Raw genomic sequence first — 21,836 nt, 5'->3', positions numbered from 1 at the left:
ACTCGCCAGAGGCGAGCGACTGGGCACACGCTGATAAATTAGTTGATTCCGGCTAACTGTTTGATCTCTTCCAGGTGTGTGCGCTCATTGCTGAGGCGTGGCACTTTGTGTTGTCCCCCCAGTTTGCCGCGGCTTTTAAGCCAGTTACTGAAGATCCCTTTGGTAAGAGAATGCACGATGGGCATGCGCAAGGCAATATCTTTATGCCGTTTGGCTTCGTAATCACTGTTGAGGGACTTGAGTGTGGCGTCGAGCTCTTTGGTGAATGCAGCCAGGTCTTCGGGTTGCTTCTCAAATTCGATCAGCCATTCATGCGCACCGTTACTGCCTTCGCTGAAATAGACGGGAGCGGCGGTATAATCATTTACGATAGCGCCTGTGGCGGCAGACGCTGCTGCTATAGCTTTATCGGTATTGTCTACGATCACTTCTTCCCCAAAAGCATTCATATAATGTTTCAGTCTCCCGCTGACCCTGATACGGAAAGGCTCCAGAGAGGTGAATTGAATGGTATCTCCCAGTAAATACCGCCAGAGCCCGCCATTGGTGCTGATCACGAGGGCATAGTTCTTATTCAGCTGCACTTCGCTGAGGCCGATTGTATCGGGGAATTGTTTTCCATATTCTTCAATCGGCATAAACTCCATGAAGATGCCATGGTCAACAAACAGCAGCATTCCTTCTTCACCTGGTATGTCCTGTGCAGCAAAGAACCCTTCGCTGGCATTGTACATTTCCAGGTAATTGATCGGCTTACCGATGATCTTTTGGAACTGCTCACGGTAAGGGGTAAATGAAACGCCGCCATGCATATAAAGCTCAAGGTTGGGCCATACTTCAGCAATGGACCGTTTGCCGGTGATCTCGAGGATCCTGCGGAATAGCACGAGCGTCCAGGTGGGCACACCTGAGATTGAAGTTACATTCTCACGGATCGTGCTCTGGGCCAGCATTTCGATCTTGCTTTCCCATTCGTCCATCAATGCAATGCTGAGATCGGGTACACGCAGCCAGTTGCCCCAGAATGGCGTGTTCTGCAGGAGCACCGCACTGAGGTCTCCGTATTGCGCTTCATGATTCAATGGATTGATGGTATGACTACCACCCAGTACCAGTCCCTTTCCAGTGAGCAGGTCAGAGTCAGGTTTGAACTGGTAGTACATCGTCAGCACGTCTTTGGCGGCTTTGTAGTGGCCGTCTTCCAGGCTTTCGTCGCTGACGGGAATGAATTTGCTTTTGTCTGAAGTGGTGCCACTGCTTTTAGCAAACCAGTAGATAGGAGTGTTCCAGAGAACATTCTGTTCACCTTCCATGATGCGCTGGATATAAGGCTTCATGTCCTCATACTCATGCACGGGAACGGTTTGCTTGAAAGAGCGGATATTGAAGAGCGTGGAGAAATTGTATTTCTTGCCGAATTCAGTGTATTGCGCTGCCGTTACGAGGTCCTGCAATACTTCCCTTTGCGCGTCCTGCGGATGGGTTTTCCATCCTTCAATGCGCCACAGTCTCATGCGGGCCAGCGATGATATGGCAGGCGACAATAGTTTCACTATCGGCAAAATAAAGAATTTACAGGAATTGACAGGTAAGTTTCAACAGGGCTCTTATTGATTCTTCTCACCAATGATAGACCTGAGGGCTTCTTCGTGAAGATAGTCCTTACGTTTCAGTTCAAAGTTCCTACCGAGGTAGAGCCTGCGCACCTGTTCATCATCGGCCAGTTCTTCAGCCGTTCCATGTTTGAAGATCTTACCGTCTATCAGCAGGTAGGCGCGATCACAGATACTAAGGGTTTCATTTACGTTATGGTCAGTGATGAGGATACCGATATTCTTGTATTTGAGGCGCGCCACCACACCCTGGATATCTTCCACGGCAATGGGGTCAACACCGGCGAATGGTTCATCCAGCAGGATGAATTTTGGGTCTACAGCCAGTGCACGAGCAATCTCCGTTCTTCTTCTTTCTCCGCCCGAGAGACTGTCGCCATTGTTCTTACGTACGTGATGGAGGCGGAACTCATCCAGCAGGCTTTCCAGTTTTTCGCGCTGTTGGGCTTTGGTGAGTTTGGTCATTTCCAGCACGGCCTTGATATTGTCTTCCACACTGAGTTTGCGGAAAACGGAAGCTTCCTGGGGAAGATAACCGATCCCGAGCTGTGCCCTTTTGTACATGGGAAGCCTGGTGATCTCTTCATTATCGAGGAATACCTGGCCTTCATCGGGCTTGATCAAACCTACCACCATGTAGAAGGTAGTTGTCTTTCCCGCTCCGTTGGGACCCAGCAGACCCACGATCTCCCCCTGCTTAACCTGTACGGATACATGGTTCACAACGGTACGGCCGCCATAAATCTTTACCAGTTCTTTAGTGTGAATTTCGCTGATCAAGTGTTACGTTATTTGTACAAAAATACTCATCCCAATCCAAATACCTTTCGTATAGCGGAATTTAACAGCTATTTGCCATCCGGATTTCCTTACATATGTTTGCAGGCCAATTAACCACTCATGAAAGTAATTGATCATATCAAACAGGCTAAAGATACCCTCATTTCCTTTGAGATCCTTCCGCCATTGAAAGGAAAGACCATTAATTCTATCTACGACCATCTGGACCCGCTGATGGAATTCAAGCCTGCATACATCAATGTTACTTATCACAGGAGCGAGCATGTGTTCAAGAAGAAGGCCGATGGCACTTTCGATAAAGTAGAAGTACGCAAGCGTCCTGGCACGGTAGGCATCTGCGCCGCCATCATGAACTATTACAAGGTAGATGCGGTGCCTCACCTCATTTGCGGTGGTTTCAACAAGCGTGAAACGGAAGACGCCCTCATCGATCTGAACTTTATCGGAGTAGACAATGTGCTGGTACTTCGCGGTGATGCAGCCAAGAATGAAACAACATTCGAACCTGAGATCGGTGGTAACCGCTATGCACTCGACCTGCTGAAACAAGTGATCAATCTCAATAACGGTATCTACCTCGAAGAAGATATTCGTGATGGCTTCCGCACCAATTTCTGTATCGGCGTAGCGGGCTATCCTGAAAAACATTTCGAAGCCCCCAATCTTCAGACGGACCTCGCTTACCTCAAAGCCAAAGTAGAATCCGGCGCTGAATATGTAGTAACGCAAATGTTTTTCGATAACCAGAAATATTTCAATTTCGTGAAGGCATGCCGCGATGCAGGCATCGATATCCCTATCATCCCGGGCCTGAAACCGATCACCAGCAAGAAACAACTGAGCGTGATCCCCCGCACTTTCCATGTAGACATTCCAACCGATTTCAGCAACGAGATCATGAAATGCAAAACAGATGCGGAAGTTGAACAGGTAGGAACTGAATGGTTACTGCAACAATCGAAAGAATTGAAAGCTGCCGGCGTTCCTGTATTACACTATTATACACTCGGCAAACCAAAAGTGATCTACAACGCAGTGAAAGAACTTATTTAATAATTACTCATACTATAAAGGCTTCTCCCGGAACTGAACTACAACACTGTTGTTGTTGTTCGTTTACCCGGAAGAAGCCTTTGCTTTTGCATCGTGGTTCTTCAATTCTTTCTTACAGTTCTTCTATAAACCAATACCTACGGATAGACTAAGTACTCTGTGCTTGTTCTTGTTGTCTTCACCATTGTCTGCACCAGATTGCAGCTTGGTTAAACCTAAACCATAATTAACCTGCACCAAAAATTTGTTCAGGATCAATCCGGCAGTAGCATTGACACCAAAGTCAAAACGACGCATCACACCAAGGCCGGCGCCTTCTTCTTCATTGAAGGTAGTAGGATCATCATTACTGAATTCGATATTGTCTTTACGACTGTATTCCACTCCAAGCAATTTTCCTTCGATCTTCCTTTTACCACCAACACCCAATGCTGCATACGGACCTGCGCCTACAAAGAGTTGTGAATTTGTTTCAAGAGGAATCTTAAACACTGCATTCACGGGCAACTCTACATACAGTGGATTTGTTGTGGCTTTGTAATAATTGTTGTCTGATGAACTACCGTTCTGGATCTTCGAGCCCTTACCAGTGAATAACAACCCCGGTTGAATGGCAAAGAACTGACCCACCGGAAGGTCTGCCATCAAACCTACATGGAAGCTTGCCAACGTATTGGCATCATCCACTTCACCGTCGCTATTCTTTGAAATGTTGGCGAGGTTTAAACCGCCTTTTATGAATACTTTGCTCTGTTGTGCCATTGTAGTCATACTGAGTGAACAGGCAACTACAATAATGATCAATTGTTTCATCCGTTTCATACGCTAAAATTTATGTACAACTTTCTATTAAAAAAAACTGTGCCAGCCATCGAATCTTAACTTAATCAAAGCTTAAGATGTTGCTATAGCTGTACAAAAAAAACAACAGAAAATGAAAATAAAATGAAGACAGGAAAACCCTGAATGGGGACGTTATTGCTTTGGAAGCGACTTCACAATTTTCTCTTTGATCCTGACGGGGTATTTTTTCTTCAGTTCATTGATCCATTTCTCTTCGAGCATCAACTGGTAATCATTTACGATAAAACCGCGTGCATCTGCAAAGTTTCGAGGGCTCTTATCCCTGTATACCTTTAATATATATGCGAAAGTGATGGTATTGTCGGCTTCGTTCTTCACATTGGCTGTTATCAGTCCATCAGTGAAGTTGGTACGTTCGAATACAGGGATCTGTCCCAGTTCAAATCTTCCGGAATCGGCCTGCAGGTTGCCGTTGCTGTTTTCTGAAATGGATTTCCATTCTTTGGGATTGGCTTCCAGTTTTTTCCTGGCGTCTTCTGCGGCGGCGGCATTGATTGCTGTGAAGATCACGGCATCAGCACTGGCTTCCCACCAGTATTTATCCTTGTTGGCTTCGTAGTAACTGTGAAGACCAACCGAATCAGTGCTGGCTACATCCCAGATCTTCCTTTGCATGATCTCGAACAGCAGATTGCCTTCTTTGAATTCGTGGAGCTGATAAGCGAATTCAGGATTATAGTTTTCCAGGTGATCGCGGTAATAATCGAAGGTGGTCCTTTCGCAGAATGTTTCAAACAGTTGACTGGCTGGCAGGTGTCGCATATTTTCCAGGCGTAGCATGGATTGCAGAAATTCCTTCCAGTCACTGAACCTGTATGCTTTATCCTTTACCTGGAAGAGTACCGGGTTCTCTTTGAAGTAGGCACCTCCTTTCGGATTCTTGTTTTGCAGGAGACTGTCCCCATATGCAATTACCTGCGGCATGGGAGCGGAAGCGTGTTGTTTGAAAAGTACTTCCTTCCTGATCTTATCGTAAAGGATATTCTTTGCTACATTCATCCTGTCGCTTTGTAACACCTGGGTGCGGAGCGATTCCTGGAATATTTTATCATTCAGGTCCCCGGGCAATGGACTGCGTTTGATCCTTTTGATGATGTGTACGCCATAATCGGTTTCGAAGGGGGCGCTTATTTCACCGTCTTTTTTCAGTGCAAAAGCAGCCTGTTCAAATGCAGGCGCATAGCGGCCTACACCGAATTCCATTATTTCCCCCCCGGACTGGTAAGTGGTATTGTCTGTACTATACATCAGGGCCAGTTCTTTGAAATCGGCGCCATTGTTCAGTACAATAATCAGCGAGTCTGCTTTTCTGCGACTGGCCGCTTTTTGTTGATCTGAGGCATCCGGGGGATAGCCAAGCAGAATTTGCGCAACGGTCACTTTTCCAATGGCAGGTCTTTCAGCCAGGTTTTTGAAAATATGGAAACCAATTTGAGAGCGAACTATGGCAGAGGTTTTTCCCGGTGCGGTAGCATATATGGCGTTCTCCATTGCATATGGCAGCACCAGCGCTGTGATATAACCGATAGCTCCTTTATTATTCTTTACAGCAGGATCTTCGGAAACCTGAAGGGCCAGCTGAGCAAAATCTTCCCCGTTCTGTAATCTTTGCTGAATGTTTTTGATCTTCTCTTCAGCACGGGCAATTGCTTCCGGGGATGCATGTTCATCTGCTGCCACAAAAATATGGGCCACAGAAATATCTTTCTTAAGCCGCTCTGCAGCTTCATTGATGAGAATATTCACGCTGGCATCGTCATTCATGTAATTGTCCACCACCTGGTTGCGAAAGCCGGTAAGTTCGGCCAGCTGTGCCGGAAGCGTGTCCAGGCGCTGATCATAGGCAGCCTGCACTTTCAGCTTGAAGCGTGTATACAGTTCCAGGTAATCGCGATAGGATTTATCAGTTGGCTGTTCCGCAGTATTGTTCTTATTGTAAGCTTTGAGGAACTCTTCTTTGCTTACAGGTTTTCCACCGAAGGTGAAGATCGTTTGCGCCAGGCCGGTAGCAGTGCTGCCGATAATGAGGGCGGCGGTTGCAAGGGCTTTCGGAGAAGGTCTCATTGGGATCAGTTGGTATTTGATTTCTTTAGTTTAAGGTTGATGATTTCATTCAGCTGGAGGTAGTCAAGTTTCTTGGCTACGATCCGCTTGTCCTTGTCCAGCAGGTACAGCATCGGTGTTTGGAATACATCGTAGAGCTGACGGTAGGATGGTTGTCCGGCCGACTGCTCGGCTTCCTGCTGCGCCGGTAACTGGTAAACGTGTATCCAGTCTTTTAGATTGTTGTCGCGGATATACTTTGTCCAGAGATCTTTTCCGCCATCTACCATTACGCCGTATACTTTGATGCCCTGGGCTTTCCATTTGGCCTGGAAAATAGAATCCACTTTAGGGACTACTTCCTTGCAATGACTGCAAGTGGGGTCCCAGAAACAAAGTACGATCATTTCACCTTTTACGTCATAGAGGTTGGCAGGACGGTCAGCCGTATCTACCATTTTCATATTGGCGGCAGGCAGTCCCAGTTGATTGGCCATGAGACTGTAGGCGCGTTTGGTCATATGATCCTTGTATTCTTTGGAAAAGAAATCCGCTTCACCGGTATTGATGAATTTCTCGAAGAGATGCACAAACACTGCATCCTGGCCCATGTATTTCGGGTTGATGTACTGCTGAACAAATTTCACCATCAGGAATTTGTACATCTCTTTACCCGAGCGGGCATAGAGCAACATGTAATCCACTTCAGGTTTGATGGAATCCGGATCGGGGGATACCAGCCTGTCGAAGTATTTATCCAGTTTGCTTTCGAAAAAGGGGGTGCGCACCAGGCGGTCATCATTGAATTCCACTCCATCCCAGAAATTATCCTTGAAGTACCTGTAGGCAAAATTGGAATCATATTTACCGCCGGGATGTTTTGAAGCAGGAGGGACCACAGGTTCTTTCATGGCCTGCAACAGGGCGGCGAGTAAGGATTCAGGATTCCTGTTCACGAGGCTGTCGCGGTAATGCTGCATGGCTTCATTCAATTTCTTCACCTTGTCTTCCGCTGCTTTTTTGTTGGTGGCAGTGGCAATTTCTCCATTGGCCTTGTGAATGGCTGAGCCGGTCTGGTTGGCAAATTTGGTATACTGCTGGAAAAGCGCATTATCTTTCGATCCTTTAAAAACCACGCCTGACGGGAGCTGTGTGGTATCAGCCTCGATGGAGAACTGCTGTTCTTTGTCGAGCAGCAATTCAAACAGGATCTGCCTGGAAGGGGAAACGATGAAATAAATACCTCCGGGCAGGGCTGTATTGCCTTTGAAACTTCCCTGGCTATTGCCATCCAGCACTACCGAATCCGCCAGTGCTTTCAGTTTACCATAGTAGTAACCAAGGTACACTTTCTCATTTTTGTAAGGCTTGAGGGTGAGCCCGATATTATAACCCTGCTGGCTAAACGCAGCAGCGATAGTCAGGGACAATAGTGAGGATAACAACAATTTTTTCATGGTATCGATAATCAAACAGGCTCTAATATATTAAAAAATAAATAGTTGGCTTGTTAAGCAGTTGCGAAGATACCGTATATGGGGGAGCAGACGAAGTATTGATGGCAGGCGGAGTGTTGGCGGCAGGCGGAGTGTTGATGGCAATCGGAGTGCCGCAGTCGCTCGCCTCCGGCGAGTGACTAATATTTGTTCGCCTCCGGCGAACCAACCAGGTGCTGCACCCGACTGGTCGCCGGAGGCGACAAAATAAAACTCACTCGCCAGAGGCGAGCGAGTGGGCTCCCCGAAATCAAAAGATTCGGACTTTATTAGTCAGCCCCTGGCCACTGCGAAATTATTGTTTTGCTTCGTTAAGCTCAATGTTGACAGTAACTTCCACGTCTTTACCAACAGCCAGGCCGCCAGCTTCGGTCATACGGTTCCATTTGAGGCCGAATTCGAAGCGGTCAATAGTGGCTTTAGCCTTGAAACCTGCTTTGGCGCCGCGCTGGCTGGCGATGGTACCACCATGGGTTACATCGAATGTTACAGGCTTGGTGATATCGCGAACTGTCAGATTACCTTCAAGTTTGTACTTGTTCCCACCTTGTGGTTTGAAGGCGGTGCTTTCAAATTTTATCTGGGGAAATTTCTCTGCGTTGAAGAAATCATCGCCCTTTAGGTGTTTATCCCTGTTCGCATTATCTGTATTGATGGAGTTAACATCAATTGTAAAGTTTATTTTCGCGTCGGAAAAATCGGCTTTCTCAGCAACGAAAGTGCCGTCGAAGGATTTGAAAGAGCCTTCAGCTTCAGAAACCACCATGTGGGTAACGGTGAAACGAATATTGGAATGTGATTTATCCAAAACCCATTTGGTTGCAAGGTTTTGAGCGTTTGTGGTTGTCAGTGAGGCTGGTATAGACTTTCTGAATGCGGTGAAAATGATACCCGAAGCTGCAAGCAGGGCAGCGGATAAAACCAGTTTTTTCATGTTTGGTTCAGTTTAGCGTTTAGACATTAATAAAGATAGAGAATATTTTATGTAAGAAAAATTTTATAGATTTAAGCCCTCTGGCTTTTTCTTCCAGTATCAGTTCCTGATTGCCGCCTAGCCAATTTCCCTGTTCAATAACTCATGAATACCATAGACGATAATTCCATCGTTTATCCTGTATCACTTATCATCATATTTTGATAATCACCTTAAATCATTGACGAGAAAAAATGAACTTCAAAAAACTCTCCATTGTAATTCCAGCTTACAACGAAGGAGCCACCATTCACCTGATCCTGGACCGGATTGCGGCAGTAAAACTATTGAACGATATCGAAAAAGAAGTAATCATCGTTAATGATTGTTCGAAGGATAATACCGTGGAAGCCGTTCAGGCTTATATGTCATCCCACCCTGATCAGAATATCCGTTTCATCAGTCATGAAGTGAACAAAGGCAAAGGCGCCGCCCTTCATACAGGAATCGCCCATGCCACCGGGGATTACACCATTATACAGGATGCCGACCTTGAATATGATCCTGAAGAATTCAATGTACTGATCCATCCCATTTTCCGTGCGAATGCAGATGTGGTATTCGGTAGCCGCTTCCTGGGAGGGAATTCACACCGTATCCTTTTCTTCTGGCACTCTATTGGTAACAAGTTCCTGACCATGCTCAGCAATATGTTCACCAATTTGAACCTGACAGATATGGAGACCTGTTATAAAATGTTCCGTACGCCTATCATTCAGTCGATCAAACTGAAAGAAAACCGCTTCGGGTTTGAGCCGGAAGTGACCGCCAAGGTAGCCCGCATCAAAGACATCCGAATTTATGAAGTGGGTATTTCCTACTACGGCCGTACTTATGCAGAAGGCAAAAAGATCAACTGGAAGGATGGTTTCCGCGCCATCTATTGCATACTGAAGTATAACATCTTCAGCAGATGACAGGTATCGAAGAACTGGAGCAGACAGATCCGGCAGGACTGGAAACCCTGGAACAATTCGCCGGGGCCCAAAAATTCAACCGCTGGCTTTATGATGCCATTGCACCCTGGTGCCGTGGAGATGTCCTGGAAGTCGGAAGCGGCATCGGCAACCTCTCTGCTTTTTTTCTTGAACATGGCTTCGCTCTAACAGCCACAGACCTGCGAAAAGAATATTGCCACCTGTTGCAGAAACAATTCGGGAACCATCCCGGTCTGCAACAGGTGGTGAACCTGGACCTGGTAGCTCCTGATTTCAATAACAGGTATTCCGCCCTCTCCAATTCCTTTGATACCGTTGTTGCCCTCAATGTGGTGGAACATATCCGGAACGACGATCTGGCCATAGCCCATTGTTACCAGATGCTGAAACCCGGGGGCAATGCCGTGATACTGGTACCTGCGTATCAATGGCTATACAATCCGTTCGACAAGGAGCTGGGCCATTTTAAACGCTACAGTGCGCAACGTCTTTCCAGGCTGATGGAAAGGCAGGGATTTGAAGTGACCAATACAAGGTATTTCAATGCAGCAGGCATCTTTGGATGGTGGCTGAGTGGCAGCCTGCTCCGGAAAAAGATCATCCCTGCCAATCAGCTCAGAACCTTTAACAAGCTTGTTCCCTTATTCAGAATGATTGACCAGATCACTTTTCACCGGCTGGGCCTTTCCGTTATAGCCATAGGCCGGAAAAAATAAACCCTTCAACTATGACAAGTATCCAACCAACTCCAGGCAGCGGCAACACCAGGGTCCTGCGGGGATTGTTCACCGTTATGGCCATTGCTTACCTGGCTGCCTGTTTCACCCCGCTCCATATCCATTTCGATTCCATCCGGTATTATAATATCAAAGACTGCCTGGAATATGGCTGCCCTCCTGATTCCTTTGCAGCTACCGATTACCTGCCTTATGGATATACGGCACTGTTGATCGGGCTTTCGAAGCTGGGCATATTGAACGGTTTCTTTATCGTTCTGGTGAACTGCATCTATCTTTTCTTCGGTATCTGGTTTGTACAAAAGATATTCAAAGAGCAACTTTCTCCTTTTCTTTTCTATTCACTCGTTCTTTTCAACTGGACGGTGATCAAGTTTTCCACGCATCCGCTCTCCGAGATGCAATACATTTTCTTCTCCTGTTCCTCTTTGTACTGTTTTCATCTTTATACAAAACAAAAAGGATACAAATGGCTGATACTCGCATTTCTGCTGGGTTTCCTCACCTTGCTCACCAGGACTGTTGGTATTTCCCTGATCCCTGCATTAGTGCTGGGCGTGGTGTACCAGCACAGGGCTGAGATCAGCAGGATCATTCGTAAGAACAAACTGGTGATCGTGGCAATAATAGTAGTGCTGGCCATCCTGGCCTTCTTTGCCAAACAACTCAAGATCATGGATTATACCAGCCTGTTGAAAACATCCATGGGCAAAGGCGCGGGCTCTTTCTTTGCTGAAAACCTGAAGAACCATTTACAGGAACTGGGAGAGGTTTTTGTGAATATGCCGGCTTCAAAACTGATGGGTTTTCTACCCGGCGCCACAGGCCCTGTCTTATTCGTGATACTGGGCGTTGCTGTTCTGGTTTGGTTCCTCTGGATATTGTTTGCTAAGCGAAGCAGCATTCCCTTCTATATCAAAATGTACCTGGTGTTCTATGCATTTATCATTATCAACTGGCCTTATTACGATCCCCGGTTCTGGGTGCCCGTTCTGCCATTGATCATCGCCGTTGTTATGCAAACACCTTTCAATAGCAGGCCCTGGCTTAAATTGCTGAGTAAGGCGTACCTGGTCTTCTACCTGGTGCTGGGCATCATCGCTGCCATCTATTCACTCAAAACAGGATTGAATAAAGAGGAATTTGCGAAAAAGCAGGCGAATGGGGTATACAGAAATGAGTACGAGACGCATTTTTTCGGCAAGCCTTTGAGTGATACGGCCGTTCACCTGGACCAAAATGTTGTTGACATCCTGAATAAGTACGATAAGTAAGCTAAAAGGCAGATTCATCAATATTTTCCGGATTAACTAACGAGCGTTAATTTTTAACCGGGTCTCAATAGAGAGTTTTATTATTTTTGCCCCATGAAACTCAGTCATCTTTCGGAAACCCTGATCGGGTCAGAGATCGTGAAACTTGGAGGCGAGATCAAAGAAAAGATACGCCAGGGCGAAAAGATCTACAATTTTACCGTAGGCGATTTCGACCCCTCTATCTTCCCCATCCCTGCTCAATTGCAGCAGGAGATCATCGATGCATACCGCAATCATTTTACCAACTATCCCGCCGCTGAAGGTAACCTGGACCTCCGTGAGGCTGTGGCTGCTTTCATCAAGGAAAGGGAGCAGATCCATTACTCACATGCCGAGATCCTGATCGCTGCCGGTGGACGGCCGCTGATCTACAGCTTGTTCAGGGCCATCGTGGATAAAGGTGATAAGGTGGTGTATGCAGTGCCATCCTGGAACAATAATCATTATGCACATTTTGTAGGAGCTGAGCACGTTTTGGTGGAAGCCACTCCCGGGAACAATTTCATGCCTACCGTTGAACAGCTCCGTCCTGTTATCAAGGGAGCTACACTGCTGGCGCTCTGCTCTCCGCAGAATCCAACCGGTACAACATTTTCCGAAAAGGAACTGACTGCTATCTGCGATATGGTCCTCGAAGAGAATGCCGCCCGTGGCGAGAACGAGAAAAAACTGTACGTGATGTACGACCAGATGTACTGGCATCTCACGTACGGGGATATCCGACATTACAATCCGGTATCGCTCAGGCCTGCCATGCAGCAGTATACCATCTTCATCGATGCCATCAGCAAGGTATTTGCCGCTACGGGTGTGCGTGTGGGTTGGGCGATGGGCCCCAAAACGGTGATCGATAAAATGAAGGCCATCCTCAGTCATATCGGTGGATGGGCTCCCATGGCGGAACAGAAAGCCGTTGCGAAATTCCTTTACAAAAAAGAAGCCATCGATCAATACCTGACAGACTTCAAAGCCGCCCTGGAAGCGCGTCTCCGTGGCATCTACAATGGTCTTTCCGATCTGAAGAAAGAAGGATTTGCCGTTGATGCCATTGCCCCGCAGGCTGCCATCTATCTTACCATCAAATTCGATCTTAAAGGAAAGAAGACTTCAGACGGTACCGTCCTGGAAAAGCAAAGCGATGTTACAGCCTACCTGCTGAGTGCAGCCAAACTGGCCGTTGTGCCTTTCTATGCATTCGGTGCGGAAAAAACTTCACCCTGGTACCGCCTCAGTGTGGGCACCTGCAAAGTGGAGGAGATCCCTGCTATGATCAGCCAGCTGCGCAATGCATTGGGCCAATTGTCATAAACAAAATATTCATCATCAAAATAAAAGCGGGTGTACCAGTAAATGATACACCCGCTTTGTTATTTTGGGTATTCCAGGTCAACGTGTATAAAAATCAGTTCTTATTGCAGATGAAAACAAAGGGCTCCAGTTCTTTCTGATGGACCAGTTTGCGGATATGCCTGGCCGTATGGATCACTTTATACCTGTTCATATCGAACACTTCGTGCGCAACGCAGAAATTGTCGATAGTCTCAAAATGAAAAAGCAACTGGTTGAGCTGCTCCAGTTCATTTTCCATAGCAGCTTCACTAAGGTGATCGTCTTTCACCAGGACAAGCAAATCGCGATTGGGCGTCTTCATTTCTTATTAGGATTTTAATAGCCTACAAAACCCCTGTTCAAGCCGCAGCCGCATTTTTTGGATGAGCCTCCCATTTTATTTCCGGCACTGCAACTGACAGCAACAAGACAAATAACAATTAATAACAAAAAAATCATTGGCTTTTTCACTGTTCTCATCATATGGTCTTTACTAAATTAAACTATTTTACGAACAATTTATTATTTGAAATTGACAACACAGGCTAAATTTAATCCCCATAGTGGAAAACCCTTAGTTTTGATATCCCCATTGGATTGGGGTTTGGGTCATACTACGCGCTGTGTTCCTGTTATTCAACAACTTATGCATGCAGGCTGCGATGTGGTCATTGCCTGCAACAGCCAGCAAAAAACTCTCCTGAAAGCCGAATTCCCCCAGTTAACTTATCATGACCTGGAGGGTTATGGCATCCGGTACGCAAAAAATCGATGGATAACCATCGTTAGAATTGTGTTTCAACTACCCAAAATGATGATACGGATAAAAAAGGAGCATCGTTGGTTGCAGAATTTCCTTTCTGCTCACCGGGTAGACGCCATCATTTCCGATAACCGTTTCGGACTATATGCTGAGCATATCCCCTCTGTTTTCATTACACATCAACTGGCCTTAAGAACAGGATTGGGCGCCTGGTTCGACCGCAGGGCCCGCTCGATGAATTACAAACATATCAACCGCTTCTCGGAAATCTGGGTGCCTGATAACCCTCATGGTTATTCGATAGCGGGAGAATTGGCAAGGCCGGCTATCATGCCTGCTCCCCCGGTGAAATACATAGGAGGGATCAGCAGGTTTGAAAAATGCGATCATTATCATTCGGATGAAACGCAGGCTGGCAAGTTGGTTGCAGGTCCTGTGGATCTACTCATCATTCTTTCAGGGCCGGAGCCGCAAAGGTCCATCTTCGAACAAAAGTTGCTGGAACAATTACCTGCATTCAAGGGAGAGGCTGTGCTGGTGAGGGCGCTTCCCGGAAAGCATTCAAAAGGAGAAAAGCTTTTGTCCAATCTGACCAGCTTCGATCATTTGCCTTCACCAGAACTGAACCGGCTTGTTTGCAATGCAAAACTGGTGATCAGCCGGTCGGGCTATACCACAGTGATGGACATCCTGAAAACAAAAAAGAAAAGCATACTGGTGCCAACTCCCGGGCAGGCCGAACAGGAATACCTGGCCGGTCACCTGGAAAAAGAAAGACTTGCCTGTAGTTTCACACAGGAGAATTTCAACCTGCAAAGCGCGTTGCAACGTGCTTCCTCTTTTCCTTTCCAAACGATCGAGGATGAAATGCAGTTGTACAAGACTGTGATCAGCACCTTTGTTCAGTCCCTGAAAAGCTGATCAATTGCAGGTATCCCTGACTGTTATTGCTTCACTATCTTCCTGTTCTCAGTAAACGATCTCCCTTCGATCTTCAAAAAATAAATGCCTTTGCTAAGCGCTGCCGTTTTGAATTCCAGCGGTGTAGTTCCTGCCTGTAATTGCTGATCAATACTATATAGTCTTTTTCCATTCACATCTGTTATGACTATGCGAACCCGCTCAGCCCTGGGAATTTGCAGGTAAACGGTGAGATCGCCTTTGAAGGGATTGGGAGCAATCACGGTTGCTTTGGATCCCTGTGCGCGGTTGAGAATAGTTTTGATCCCGAAATATTCTTTGGCGCCATCCTGGTCAACCTGTACAAGACGGTATTGGTTCAGATCGGGTAATGGATTTTCGTCGGTCCATTGGTACCTACTACCTGTAGCATTGTTGGACCCGGCCACACTACCGATCTCTGTGAAGGGAAGCGTTTGGCCTGCTCTTTCGATGAGAAAAGCTGCGTTATTGTGTTCATAGCTGGTAGTCCAGCTGATCACCACTTTCCCCTGCACCAGTTTGAGCTGATAATCTTTCAGCACTACCGGTAATACCTCTGCGCGTTCATTCTGCAACATCCATTCATACATATTCAGGTTGCGGCCATTGATATTTTGTTTGAAAGTAGTATCGTAAGCGGTGCCCCATGCATCATGAGTGAAGGAATTGCAGGCCCAGTTGGGAACGGGCAATGTGGTAGCGGCAGCTTTCAGCGTTGGATTTTGCTGATTGATCAGCGCAGCATTATTGGCTGCGGTATATCCGCTGCAGGCTCCGTCTGTACTGCATTGCACGGAATAGAAAGCAAGATTGGCCCGTGCAATCACAGTGGCCTGCTGTGTATTCAGGCTCATGCAGGGAGATACAGGTGCAATTCCTGCAACCCTGTTTGCGTTGGCGGCGCTGGCGCCTGCATAACTCATGATGAAATTAGCACCGGCGCTCAATCCAGTGAGATAGATTCTGGAAGCATCCACCCGGTAACGCTGTTGCAGATAATCGATGAGGGGATTGATCGCTTTGGAGGGATCTCCAAAATAAGCCAGTTGTGCGGAGATAAGGATGAACTGCGTGGGTTGTCCATTCTTATCATTTGTCCAGTGAGGAAAACGATCCAGTTCGATGAGCGACGGGGGCGCCCACCACCACTGATTCACCAGCAGGCAGAGCTTTTCAGCAGAGCCATCGCCGCCTTCATTGGCTCCATGGAAAAAGATCATCAGCGGGAAACGCTTACCAGCACTGGCGTTGTAAGTTTCGGGCAGCGCTTCCAGGTAGCCTTTGATCATATCGGTACCCGGGATAGTGACGGTTACTTTTTTCTGCTTCATCACAGGAAAGGTCCGGTCAGGACATCCATCCTGCGCAAACAAGGCAGCAGACATCAGGCACAAAACAATTGCACAAAGCGCAAGGCGATAGCACTTGCTGCTCACGGATTGAAAAAACATGTTCGAATGGATTTTGGATGATGAAGTATTAGCATGATACAATTATCCTGCCGGAGAGACTTGAGATAAATCAAATGATGAGAAAATAATGATTTCTTTTTTCCGATTGCTGTTCACTGAATAAAAAAAAGCTCCCGCGATGGCGGGAGCTATGCAAAAAAATCTTGTTCAATAAACTATCTCTTAATGATCTTCACTACGCTGGAAATCCCGTCGCCTGTGGCTTTCAGCAGGTACACACCTTTAGGCAGATTACCAACGGGAAGGCTCACTTCGGAGCTGCCGCTTGTGTATCGTCCGTTAATATTGGCCCAGACCTTTCCACTCATATCTGTGATGCTCAGCCTTACCTGCTGTGCGTGTTGTACAGTAACGAATGCGCTGAGCTCAGTTGTGAATGGATTGGAGGAAACGGTTACGAGTGATTTGCCATCGCGGCGCATCATGATGCGTTTTGCATCGAATATTTTTTCGCGGCCATCGATATCTTTTTGCACCAGCCTGTAGTAGTTGAGGTTCTCGAGCGGTTGATTGTCTGTGTACTCATATACCTGTTCCAGGTTGGTAGTGCCTTTGCCGGGAATGACGGAGAGTTTCTGGAATCGCTGATCTGCTCCTGCTCTTTCAACGGTGAATTGCAGGTTATCTTCTTCGCTGGACGTAGTCCATTTCAATTGTACTTTTCCGTTAACGGCTTTGAGAGAAAAATCTTTGAGCTTGACGGGCAGAGTTGACGCACGTGAGTGTTGGAGATTCCAGGTAAAGAAGTCAGGCGAAAATGTTCCTGACGGTTGCGGTGGATAATACATAGCCCCCCAGGTAAGGTGAGCCCATCCACGGCAATAAAGCAGCGAGTCTCCAAATGGAATATTGCCAGGATTGGGATTCAGAACGGTAAATCTTGGCGTTACTTTTTCTGGTTGCGCATTAATACCGTTCACCCAATCTGTAGGAACACTGATCTGGCAGGGATTTCCATCGGTTGAACATTGCATGAACCAGGTTGGAAGCTGGGCTTCAGCAATAACCGCAGGACCGTTTACACCAAGAACCTGCTGATCCACGCGATAACATAGCGAAGGTAATGTGGCAGCAGCAATCCTTTCAGCATGTTCAACCGAGCTACTGATATAATCCACAACAAGGTTTGCTCCGGCACTGGCGCCGGTAAGGTAGATACGATCCGGATCGATCTGGTATTGTGATTGGCCTAGTATCCATGTAATATAAGCATCGAGCTGGTTATTGAAATGATAAGGATCACCATAGCCACGGAATTGAGGGCAGAGAACTATAAAGTTGTAATCGGTCCCATTGTAATTGAATGGCTCAGGAAACCTGTTGTTTTCAATATTCCAGGGAATGGTATACTCCATGTCTGAAAGAATGAGGCAGAGATCGTTTGCTCCGCCATTTGATTGAGCGCTATGACCGTGGAGATAGATGATCACGGGATATTTTTTTGTTGGGTTTGCGCTGAATTCTGCGGGAAAATATTTCAATTGTCCGGTGATGAAATCATGAAAGGGGTTCCCTGGTATATTATTCCCGGGAATAGTTCCCATCGGAATATTTTCCGGTATCAATTTCGTAAGCGTGCATTGAGCATAGATTCCAGTTGCCGATGCCATTAATAATGCGCAAAGTAGCAGGGTTCGCGCCGCAAAGGTGCGATGAATGATTTGCCTAATAAGCATATGCTTTCAGTTTTAGTAGTGCGGCGGTATTTTACAGGAAATCAAAAATTAAAACCGGCAGGAAATCCGGTATCGTTTTCTGAGAGGGTGGAATGTATCAGGGATGTCCTTCGAAATTACATACAAATCAAATGCCCGCCAACTCCCTCATCAGGGCAGGAAGGACCTGGGATAATCGAAGAACCAGAAATCTTTCTGAACAGTTTCAAATTCGCTCCAGTGCGCCAGCTCGCATTGAACGGCATATACAGCACATGTAGGCATATCATCTACATTTACTTTGGTTAGCATATTCACAAAAGCTGTAATACCTGGATTGTGAGAAAAGATGGCGATGGTAGCTGCCTGATCAGGGGCTTGTGCAATGCACCGGAAGAAGTCCGGAGGCTCCGCATGATAAAGCGATGGCACCTGGATCAGATGGTCCTTATCTTTCCCATATACTTCAGCAAAGAGGGCTGCTGTTTTCTTTGCGCGTTTTGCAGGACTTGTTATGAATGCATCGATGCGCACATGTTTGTCCAGAAGGCGCTTTGCCATCACTGGGGCATCGGCTTTGCCGCGATCATTCAGGGGACGATCAAAATCAGGCTGGGAGGGATCACTCCAGCTACTCTTCGCATGTCTTATAATGATCACGGACCTTTTCATAATACAAAGACTATAAATAAATAAGGGAGGAAATAGTTCCCCCCTCGCAATAATACCTAATAAGTTTCAATCAAAGGAATCAGAAATTTAAACAGGCCTGTTTAAGATTGGTTCCTCATAGGAAGCTAAACGGTCGGCAGGAAAAAAGGTAGCAAAATCTTTGCCAAATTAAATTGGAGTTAATTTTTTTACCGTATTGTGCAAGAAAACTGCCGGGGCCATTAAGTACAGTGCTGACCGGGTTTAAAAGCACCCGGGCAGAGCCTGTTATTCCTTATTAAAGTCCGTTCGAATTAATGTAGTTGATCAGGGCTGCAGTGTTCTTCACGCGAAGTTTTTTCAGGATATTATGCCTATGAACTTCCACTGTTTTGATGGAGAGTTTCAATTTGTCAGCGATCTCTTTGGAGCTGAGGCCATCGCGGATAAGATTGATCACTTCGATTTCCCTTTCAGAAAGCTGGTTGAGCCCGGTATTGGTTTCTTCTTCATTCAATACCTGGTCGCTCAGGATATTCTTTACTTCCTGGCAAATGAAGATCTGGCCATTGTACACTTCTGTGATGGCATTCAGCATTTCCTGCCTGGGAGAATTTTTGGTAACATAGCCTCTGGCGCCGAGACGGAACATTTTCTTTGCGTAAGCAGGTTGTGAGTGCATGGAGACTGCAATCACTTTGGAGCCGGGGCTCAGTTTACGGATCATTTTGATTATATCGAACCCGTTGAGTGGCGCCATGTTGATGTCCAGCAATACAATATTCGGGCGTTTATCGCGGGCAATCTCAATTGCCTGTTGTCCATCGCCCACTTCAGCAATCACATCGAATCCTTCATTTCGTCCAAGGAGGAATGACCATGTTTCCCGGATCAGGGTATGGTCATCAACAATCATGATCGAAATCCTATTCATAAGATAAGTCTTTATAAAACAGCGGTTACGAATGTGGGGCTGGATTCATACGAATGTACCATCATCCCGGCGAAAAATTTACTATTTTTTCAGTCCTGGTCAAAGTTTTCCGGCATCAGGCACAGGCATGAACTACCCCATAACGAGTAAGCATACCCATTTTCATCTGAAAGGTAAAATGATGGCGTAAACAGAATCTAATAACCCCTTACGTTCTTGCCTTCCATAAAGTTTATGAAAGCCCGGTTCACTACCCTGTTGCCTCCTGGAGTAGGATAATCACCGGTGAAATACCAGTCGCCCAAATTGGTTGGACAGGCATGATGTAAGGATTCGATCGTCTGGAAGATTACCTGAACGGGGATTTTCACTTCTTTCGGAGTGATCAGTTGGGCAATTTTTTCCGAGATCTGTTCTGGTGTAAAGGGCTTGTAAAGTTGTTGTACTACGTTCTCTGTGTGAAGCTGACCCATCCTCTGCAATTCTTTGCAGCGTTCATACATGTCCTGGAGACATTTCTCTTTCCCTGTTTCCTTCATCAACTCATATGCCGCGCGGAATGCGATGAAATCTCCCAGCTTGCTCATGTCGATACCGTAACAATCAGGGTACCTGATCTGCGGAGCAGAGGATACCACAATGATCTTCTTCGGTTCCAGCCTGGCCAGCATTCTTATGATACTCTCTTTCAGGGTGGTGCCTCTCACAATGGAATCATCTATCACCACCAGCGTATCCAGTCCCTTCTGCACAGTACCGTAAGTAATGTCGTATACGTGTTGTACCATTTCATTACGGCTGCTGTCGGCTGTAATGAAGGTACGCATTTTTACATCTTTAATGGCAATCTTTTCGATCCTTACTTTTCGGCTGATCATCTCCGAAAGCTTTTCCGGATCGATATTATTTCCCCAGCTCATGATCCTTTCGATCTTCACTCTCTTCATGTAATCATCCAGCCCTTTCCACATACCATAGAAAGCAACTTCCGCTGTATTGGGGATGAATGAGAAAATGGTATGTTTCAGATCGTGATCAACAGCATTGAGTACCTGCTCAGTGAGGTTGTATCCGAGCTGTGTTCTTTCCTTATAGATCTTTTCATCACTGCCGCGGGAGAAATAAATACGTTCGAAGCTGCAGGCCCTGCGCTCTTTCGGCTCCAGGATCTGCTCGATGGAATATGTGCCGTCAGCTTTGGTGATTACCCCTTGTCCGGGCATCAGTTCCAGCACTTCATTCTCTCCTACATTGAATACGGTGCGGATAGCTGCTCTTTCGGATGCAGCCACAATCACATCTTCATTCACGTAGTAGTATGCAGGGCGGATACCATTGGCATCGCGGAATACGAAAGAGTCTCCGTTCCCGATCAATCCCCCAACGGTGAAACCTCCGTCGAAAAGTTTCACGGCTTTGCGAAGGGCAGACACCACATCCGGATTGCTTTTGTTCTCTTCATCGGCCTTCACCAGGAAATGATGGATCACTTCCATCATTGCGGCAAGGTCGCTCTGTTTCTGGAACTCACCCGGATCGATATCTATCAGGTTGAAGAGCTCGTCTGTATTAACGAGATTGAAGTTTCCGGCCAGCGCCAGGTTGCGGGCTGGAACAGTATGACGTTTTATAAAAGGATGGCAGAACTCAACATTATTCTTTCCCTGCGTTCCGTAACGAAGATGGCCCAGTAACAACTCACCCAGGAAAGGAATATGTCCTTTCATCACATTCGGATGCTCAAGGCAATCCGGCATATACATTTCCAGGTCCTTTACATCCTGATTGATCTTTGTGAAAACATCCGCGATGGGTTGATTGGCATTGCTCCTGATCCGGTTGAGAAAAGGATTACCGGGTTCCACATTCAGCTTCACGGCTGCAACACCCGCACCGTCCTGGCCGCGGTTGTGTTGTTTTTCCATGAGCAGGTACAGCTTGTTTAAGCCCCACATTACTGTACCGTATTGTTGCTTATAATAGGAGAACGGCTTGCGTAAGCGTATGAATGCTAGTCCGCACTCATGTTTTATTTCGTCACTCATGGATAACTCCTGGGTTGAAAAAAAGAAAGCGCAAAGTTAAGCAACTCCATCCGGAAGAAAACATGGTTTTTGATTGTTGTAACATTCAAATTTGTTTGCTATTTACAATCAATCAATTACAGATGAGCCAATAATTATGTATAAGTAAAAAATAAAGTGAAGGAAGAGAAGGCTGGAGAAAAAGAAAACCCCCAGTCTTCATAGGAACGTG

The 21,836-nt window shown here is 46.4% G+C and carries 19 protein-coding genes; 7 read left to right on the top strand and 12 right to left on the bottom strand.

Annotated elements, in window-relative coordinates; all coding sequences use genetic code 11:
- Window positions 1-38: 38 nt before the first annotated feature.
- Both D9Y29_RS25695 and lptB read right to left on the bottom strand, forming a co-directional pair.
- Entirely contained in the window at window positions 39-1,553 is a 1,515-nt protein-coding gene (locus D9Y29_RS25695) for a GH3 auxin-responsive promoter family protein (RefSeq protein ID WP_241238049.1), read from the bottom strand.
- A gap of 54 nt (window positions 1,554-1,607) precedes the next feature.
- Window positions 1,608-2,393 carry an LPS export ABC transporter ATP-binding protein gene (gene lptB, locus D9Y29_RS25690; protein WP_206513878.1) on the bottom strand — a complete coding sequence of 262 codons (786 nt, stop codon included), beginning with the start codon at window positions 2,391-2,393 and terminating at the stop codon, window positions 1,608-1,610.
- Window positions 2,394-2,513: 120 nt separating this feature from the next.
- On the opposite strand from lptB, the gene D9Y29_RS25685 reads away from it, so the two are divergent.
- Window positions 2,514-3,467 (top strand): methylenetetrahydrofolate reductase, encoded by a 954-nt coding sequence (locus D9Y29_RS25685; RefSeq protein WP_127133115.1) that lies wholly within the window; start codon window positions 2,514-2,516, stop codon window positions 3,465-3,467.
- A 123-nt stretch (window positions 3,468-3,590) separates the two neighbouring features.
- On the opposite strand, the gene D9Y29_RS25680 is transcribed toward D9Y29_RS25685, so the two are convergent.
- The 3 genes from D9Y29_RS25680 to D9Y29_RS25670 all read right to left on the bottom strand — a co-directional run bounded on the left by D9Y29_RS25680 (window position 3,591) and on the right by D9Y29_RS25670 (window position 7,831).
- Window positions 3,591-4,289, bottom strand: a complete 699-nt coding sequence (locus D9Y29_RS25680) for a porin family protein (protein WP_127133114.1) — start codon at window positions 4,287-4,289, stop codon at window positions 3,591-3,593.
- A gap of 153 nt (window positions 4,290-4,442) precedes the next feature.
- A complete protein-coding gene (locus D9Y29_RS25675) occupies window positions 4,443-6,395 on the bottom strand; it encodes a peptidylprolyl isomerase (RefSeq protein WP_127133113.1) in 1,953 nt (650 codons plus the stop codon).
- 5 nt (window positions 6,396-6,400) lie between these two features.
- Window positions 6,401-7,831: a DUF5106 domain-containing protein gene (locus D9Y29_RS25670; RefSeq protein ID WP_127133112.1), complete on the bottom strand. Its 1,431-nt coding sequence runs from the start codon at window positions 7,829-7,831 to the stop codon at window positions 6,401-6,403.
- Between the two features lie 50 nt (window positions 7,832-7,881).
- Between D9Y29_RS25670 and D9Y29_RS26970 the strand changes: the two genes are divergently transcribed.
- Complete coding sequence (locus tag D9Y29_RS26970) at window positions 7,882-8,010, top strand: hypothetical protein (protein WP_277601145.1); 129 nt, start codon at window positions 7,882-7,884, stop codon at window positions 8,008-8,010.
- Between the two features lie 155 nt (window positions 8,011-8,165).
- On the opposite strand, the gene D9Y29_RS25665 is transcribed toward D9Y29_RS26970, so the two are convergent.
- A complete protein-coding gene (locus D9Y29_RS25665; protein WP_127133111.1) occupies window positions 8,166-8,804 on the bottom strand; it encodes a YceI family protein in 639 nt (212 codons plus the stop codon).
- Between the two features lie 233 nt (window positions 8,805-9,037).
- Between D9Y29_RS25665 and D9Y29_RS25660 the strand changes: the two genes are divergently transcribed.
- From D9Y29_RS25660 to D9Y29_RS25645, 4 genes are all read left to right on the top strand, one after another.
- Complete coding sequence (locus tag D9Y29_RS25660; protein ID WP_127133110.1) at window positions 9,038-9,760, top strand: glycosyltransferase family 2 protein; 723 nt, start codon at window positions 9,038-9,040, stop codon at window positions 9,758-9,760.
- Window positions 9,757-10,497 (top strand): class I SAM-dependent methyltransferase, encoded by a 741-nt coding sequence (locus D9Y29_RS25655; RefSeq protein WP_127133109.1) that lies wholly within the window; start codon window positions 9,757-9,759, stop codon window positions 10,495-10,497. Before D9Y29_RS25660 ends, D9Y29_RS25655 begins: the two co-directional genes overlap by 4 nt.
- Before the next feature lie 11 nt (window positions 10,498-10,508).
- Window positions 10,509-11,792 (top strand): hypothetical protein, encoded by a 1,284-nt coding sequence (locus D9Y29_RS25650; RefSeq protein ID WP_127133108.1) that lies wholly within the window; start codon window positions 10,509-10,511, stop codon window positions 11,790-11,792.
- A gap of 93 nt (window positions 11,793-11,885) precedes the next feature.
- Window positions 11,886-13,142 carry a pyridoxal phosphate-dependent aminotransferase gene (locus D9Y29_RS25645; protein WP_127133107.1) on the top strand — a complete coding sequence of 419 codons (1,257 nt, stop codon included), beginning with the start codon at window positions 11,886-11,888 and terminating at the stop codon, window positions 13,140-13,142.
- Window positions 13,143-13,236: 94 nt separating this feature from the next.
- On the opposite strand, the gene D9Y29_RS25640 is transcribed toward D9Y29_RS25645, so the two are convergent.
- Window positions 13,237-13,485, bottom strand: coding sequence for a hypothetical protein (locus D9Y29_RS25640; protein WP_127133106.1), 249 nt, complete (start codon window positions 13,483-13,485; stop codon window positions 13,237-13,239).
- A gap of 489 nt (window positions 13,486-13,974) precedes the next feature.
- On the opposite strand from D9Y29_RS25640, the gene D9Y29_RS25635 reads away from it, so the two are divergent.
- The gene (locus D9Y29_RS25635; protein WP_164735556.1) at window positions 13,975-14,847 is read left to right on the top strand and encodes a glycosyltransferase; all 873 of its coding nucleotides are present in this window, start codon (window positions 13,975-13,977) and stop codon (window positions 14,845-14,847) included.
- Window positions 14,848-14,870: 23 nt separating this feature from the next.
- Here the strand turns inward: D9Y29_RS25635 and D9Y29_RS25630 are convergent, their stop codons facing one another.
- From D9Y29_RS25630 to D9Y29_RS25610, 5 genes are all read right to left on the bottom strand, one after another.
- Window positions 14,871-16,319: a T9SS type A sorting domain-containing protein gene (locus D9Y29_RS25630; protein WP_127133104.1), complete on the bottom strand. Its 1,449-nt coding sequence runs from the start codon at window positions 16,317-16,319 to the stop codon at window positions 14,871-14,873.
- 176 nt (window positions 16,320-16,495) lie between these two features.
- On the bottom strand, window positions 16,496-17,884 hold the full coding sequence (locus D9Y29_RS25625; RefSeq protein ID WP_164735555.1) for a T9SS type A sorting domain-containing protein: 1,389 nt from the start codon (window positions 17,882-17,884) through the stop codon (window positions 16,496-16,498).
- 282 nt (window positions 17,885-18,166) lie between these two features.
- Complete coding sequence (locus D9Y29_RS25620; RefSeq protein ID WP_127133102.1) at window positions 18,167-18,667, bottom strand: SixA phosphatase family protein; 501 nt, start codon at window positions 18,665-18,667, stop codon at window positions 18,167-18,169.
- A gap of 277 nt (window positions 18,668-18,944) precedes the next feature.
- Entirely contained in the window at window positions 18,945-19,580 is a 636-nt protein-coding gene (locus D9Y29_RS25615) for a response regulator (protein ID WP_127133101.1), read from the bottom strand.
- Window positions 19,581-19,777: 197 nt separating this feature from the next.
- On the bottom strand, window positions 19,778-21,505 hold the full coding sequence (locus D9Y29_RS25610; RefSeq protein ID WP_241238047.1) for an amidophosphoribosyltransferase: 1,728 nt from the start codon (window positions 21,503-21,505) through the stop codon (window positions 19,778-19,780).
- Between the last annotated feature and the right edge of the window lie 331 nt (window positions 21,506-21,836).

The organism is Pseudoflavitalea rhizosphaerae (assembly GCF_003991355.1).
GTDB lineage: Bacteria > Bacteroidota > Bacteroidia > Chitinophagales > Chitinophagaceae > Pseudobacter > Pseudobacter rhizosphaerae.
The sequence above is the reverse complement of the archived record's forward strand: the minus strand, read 5'-3'. Positions and strand labels throughout refer to the sequence as shown.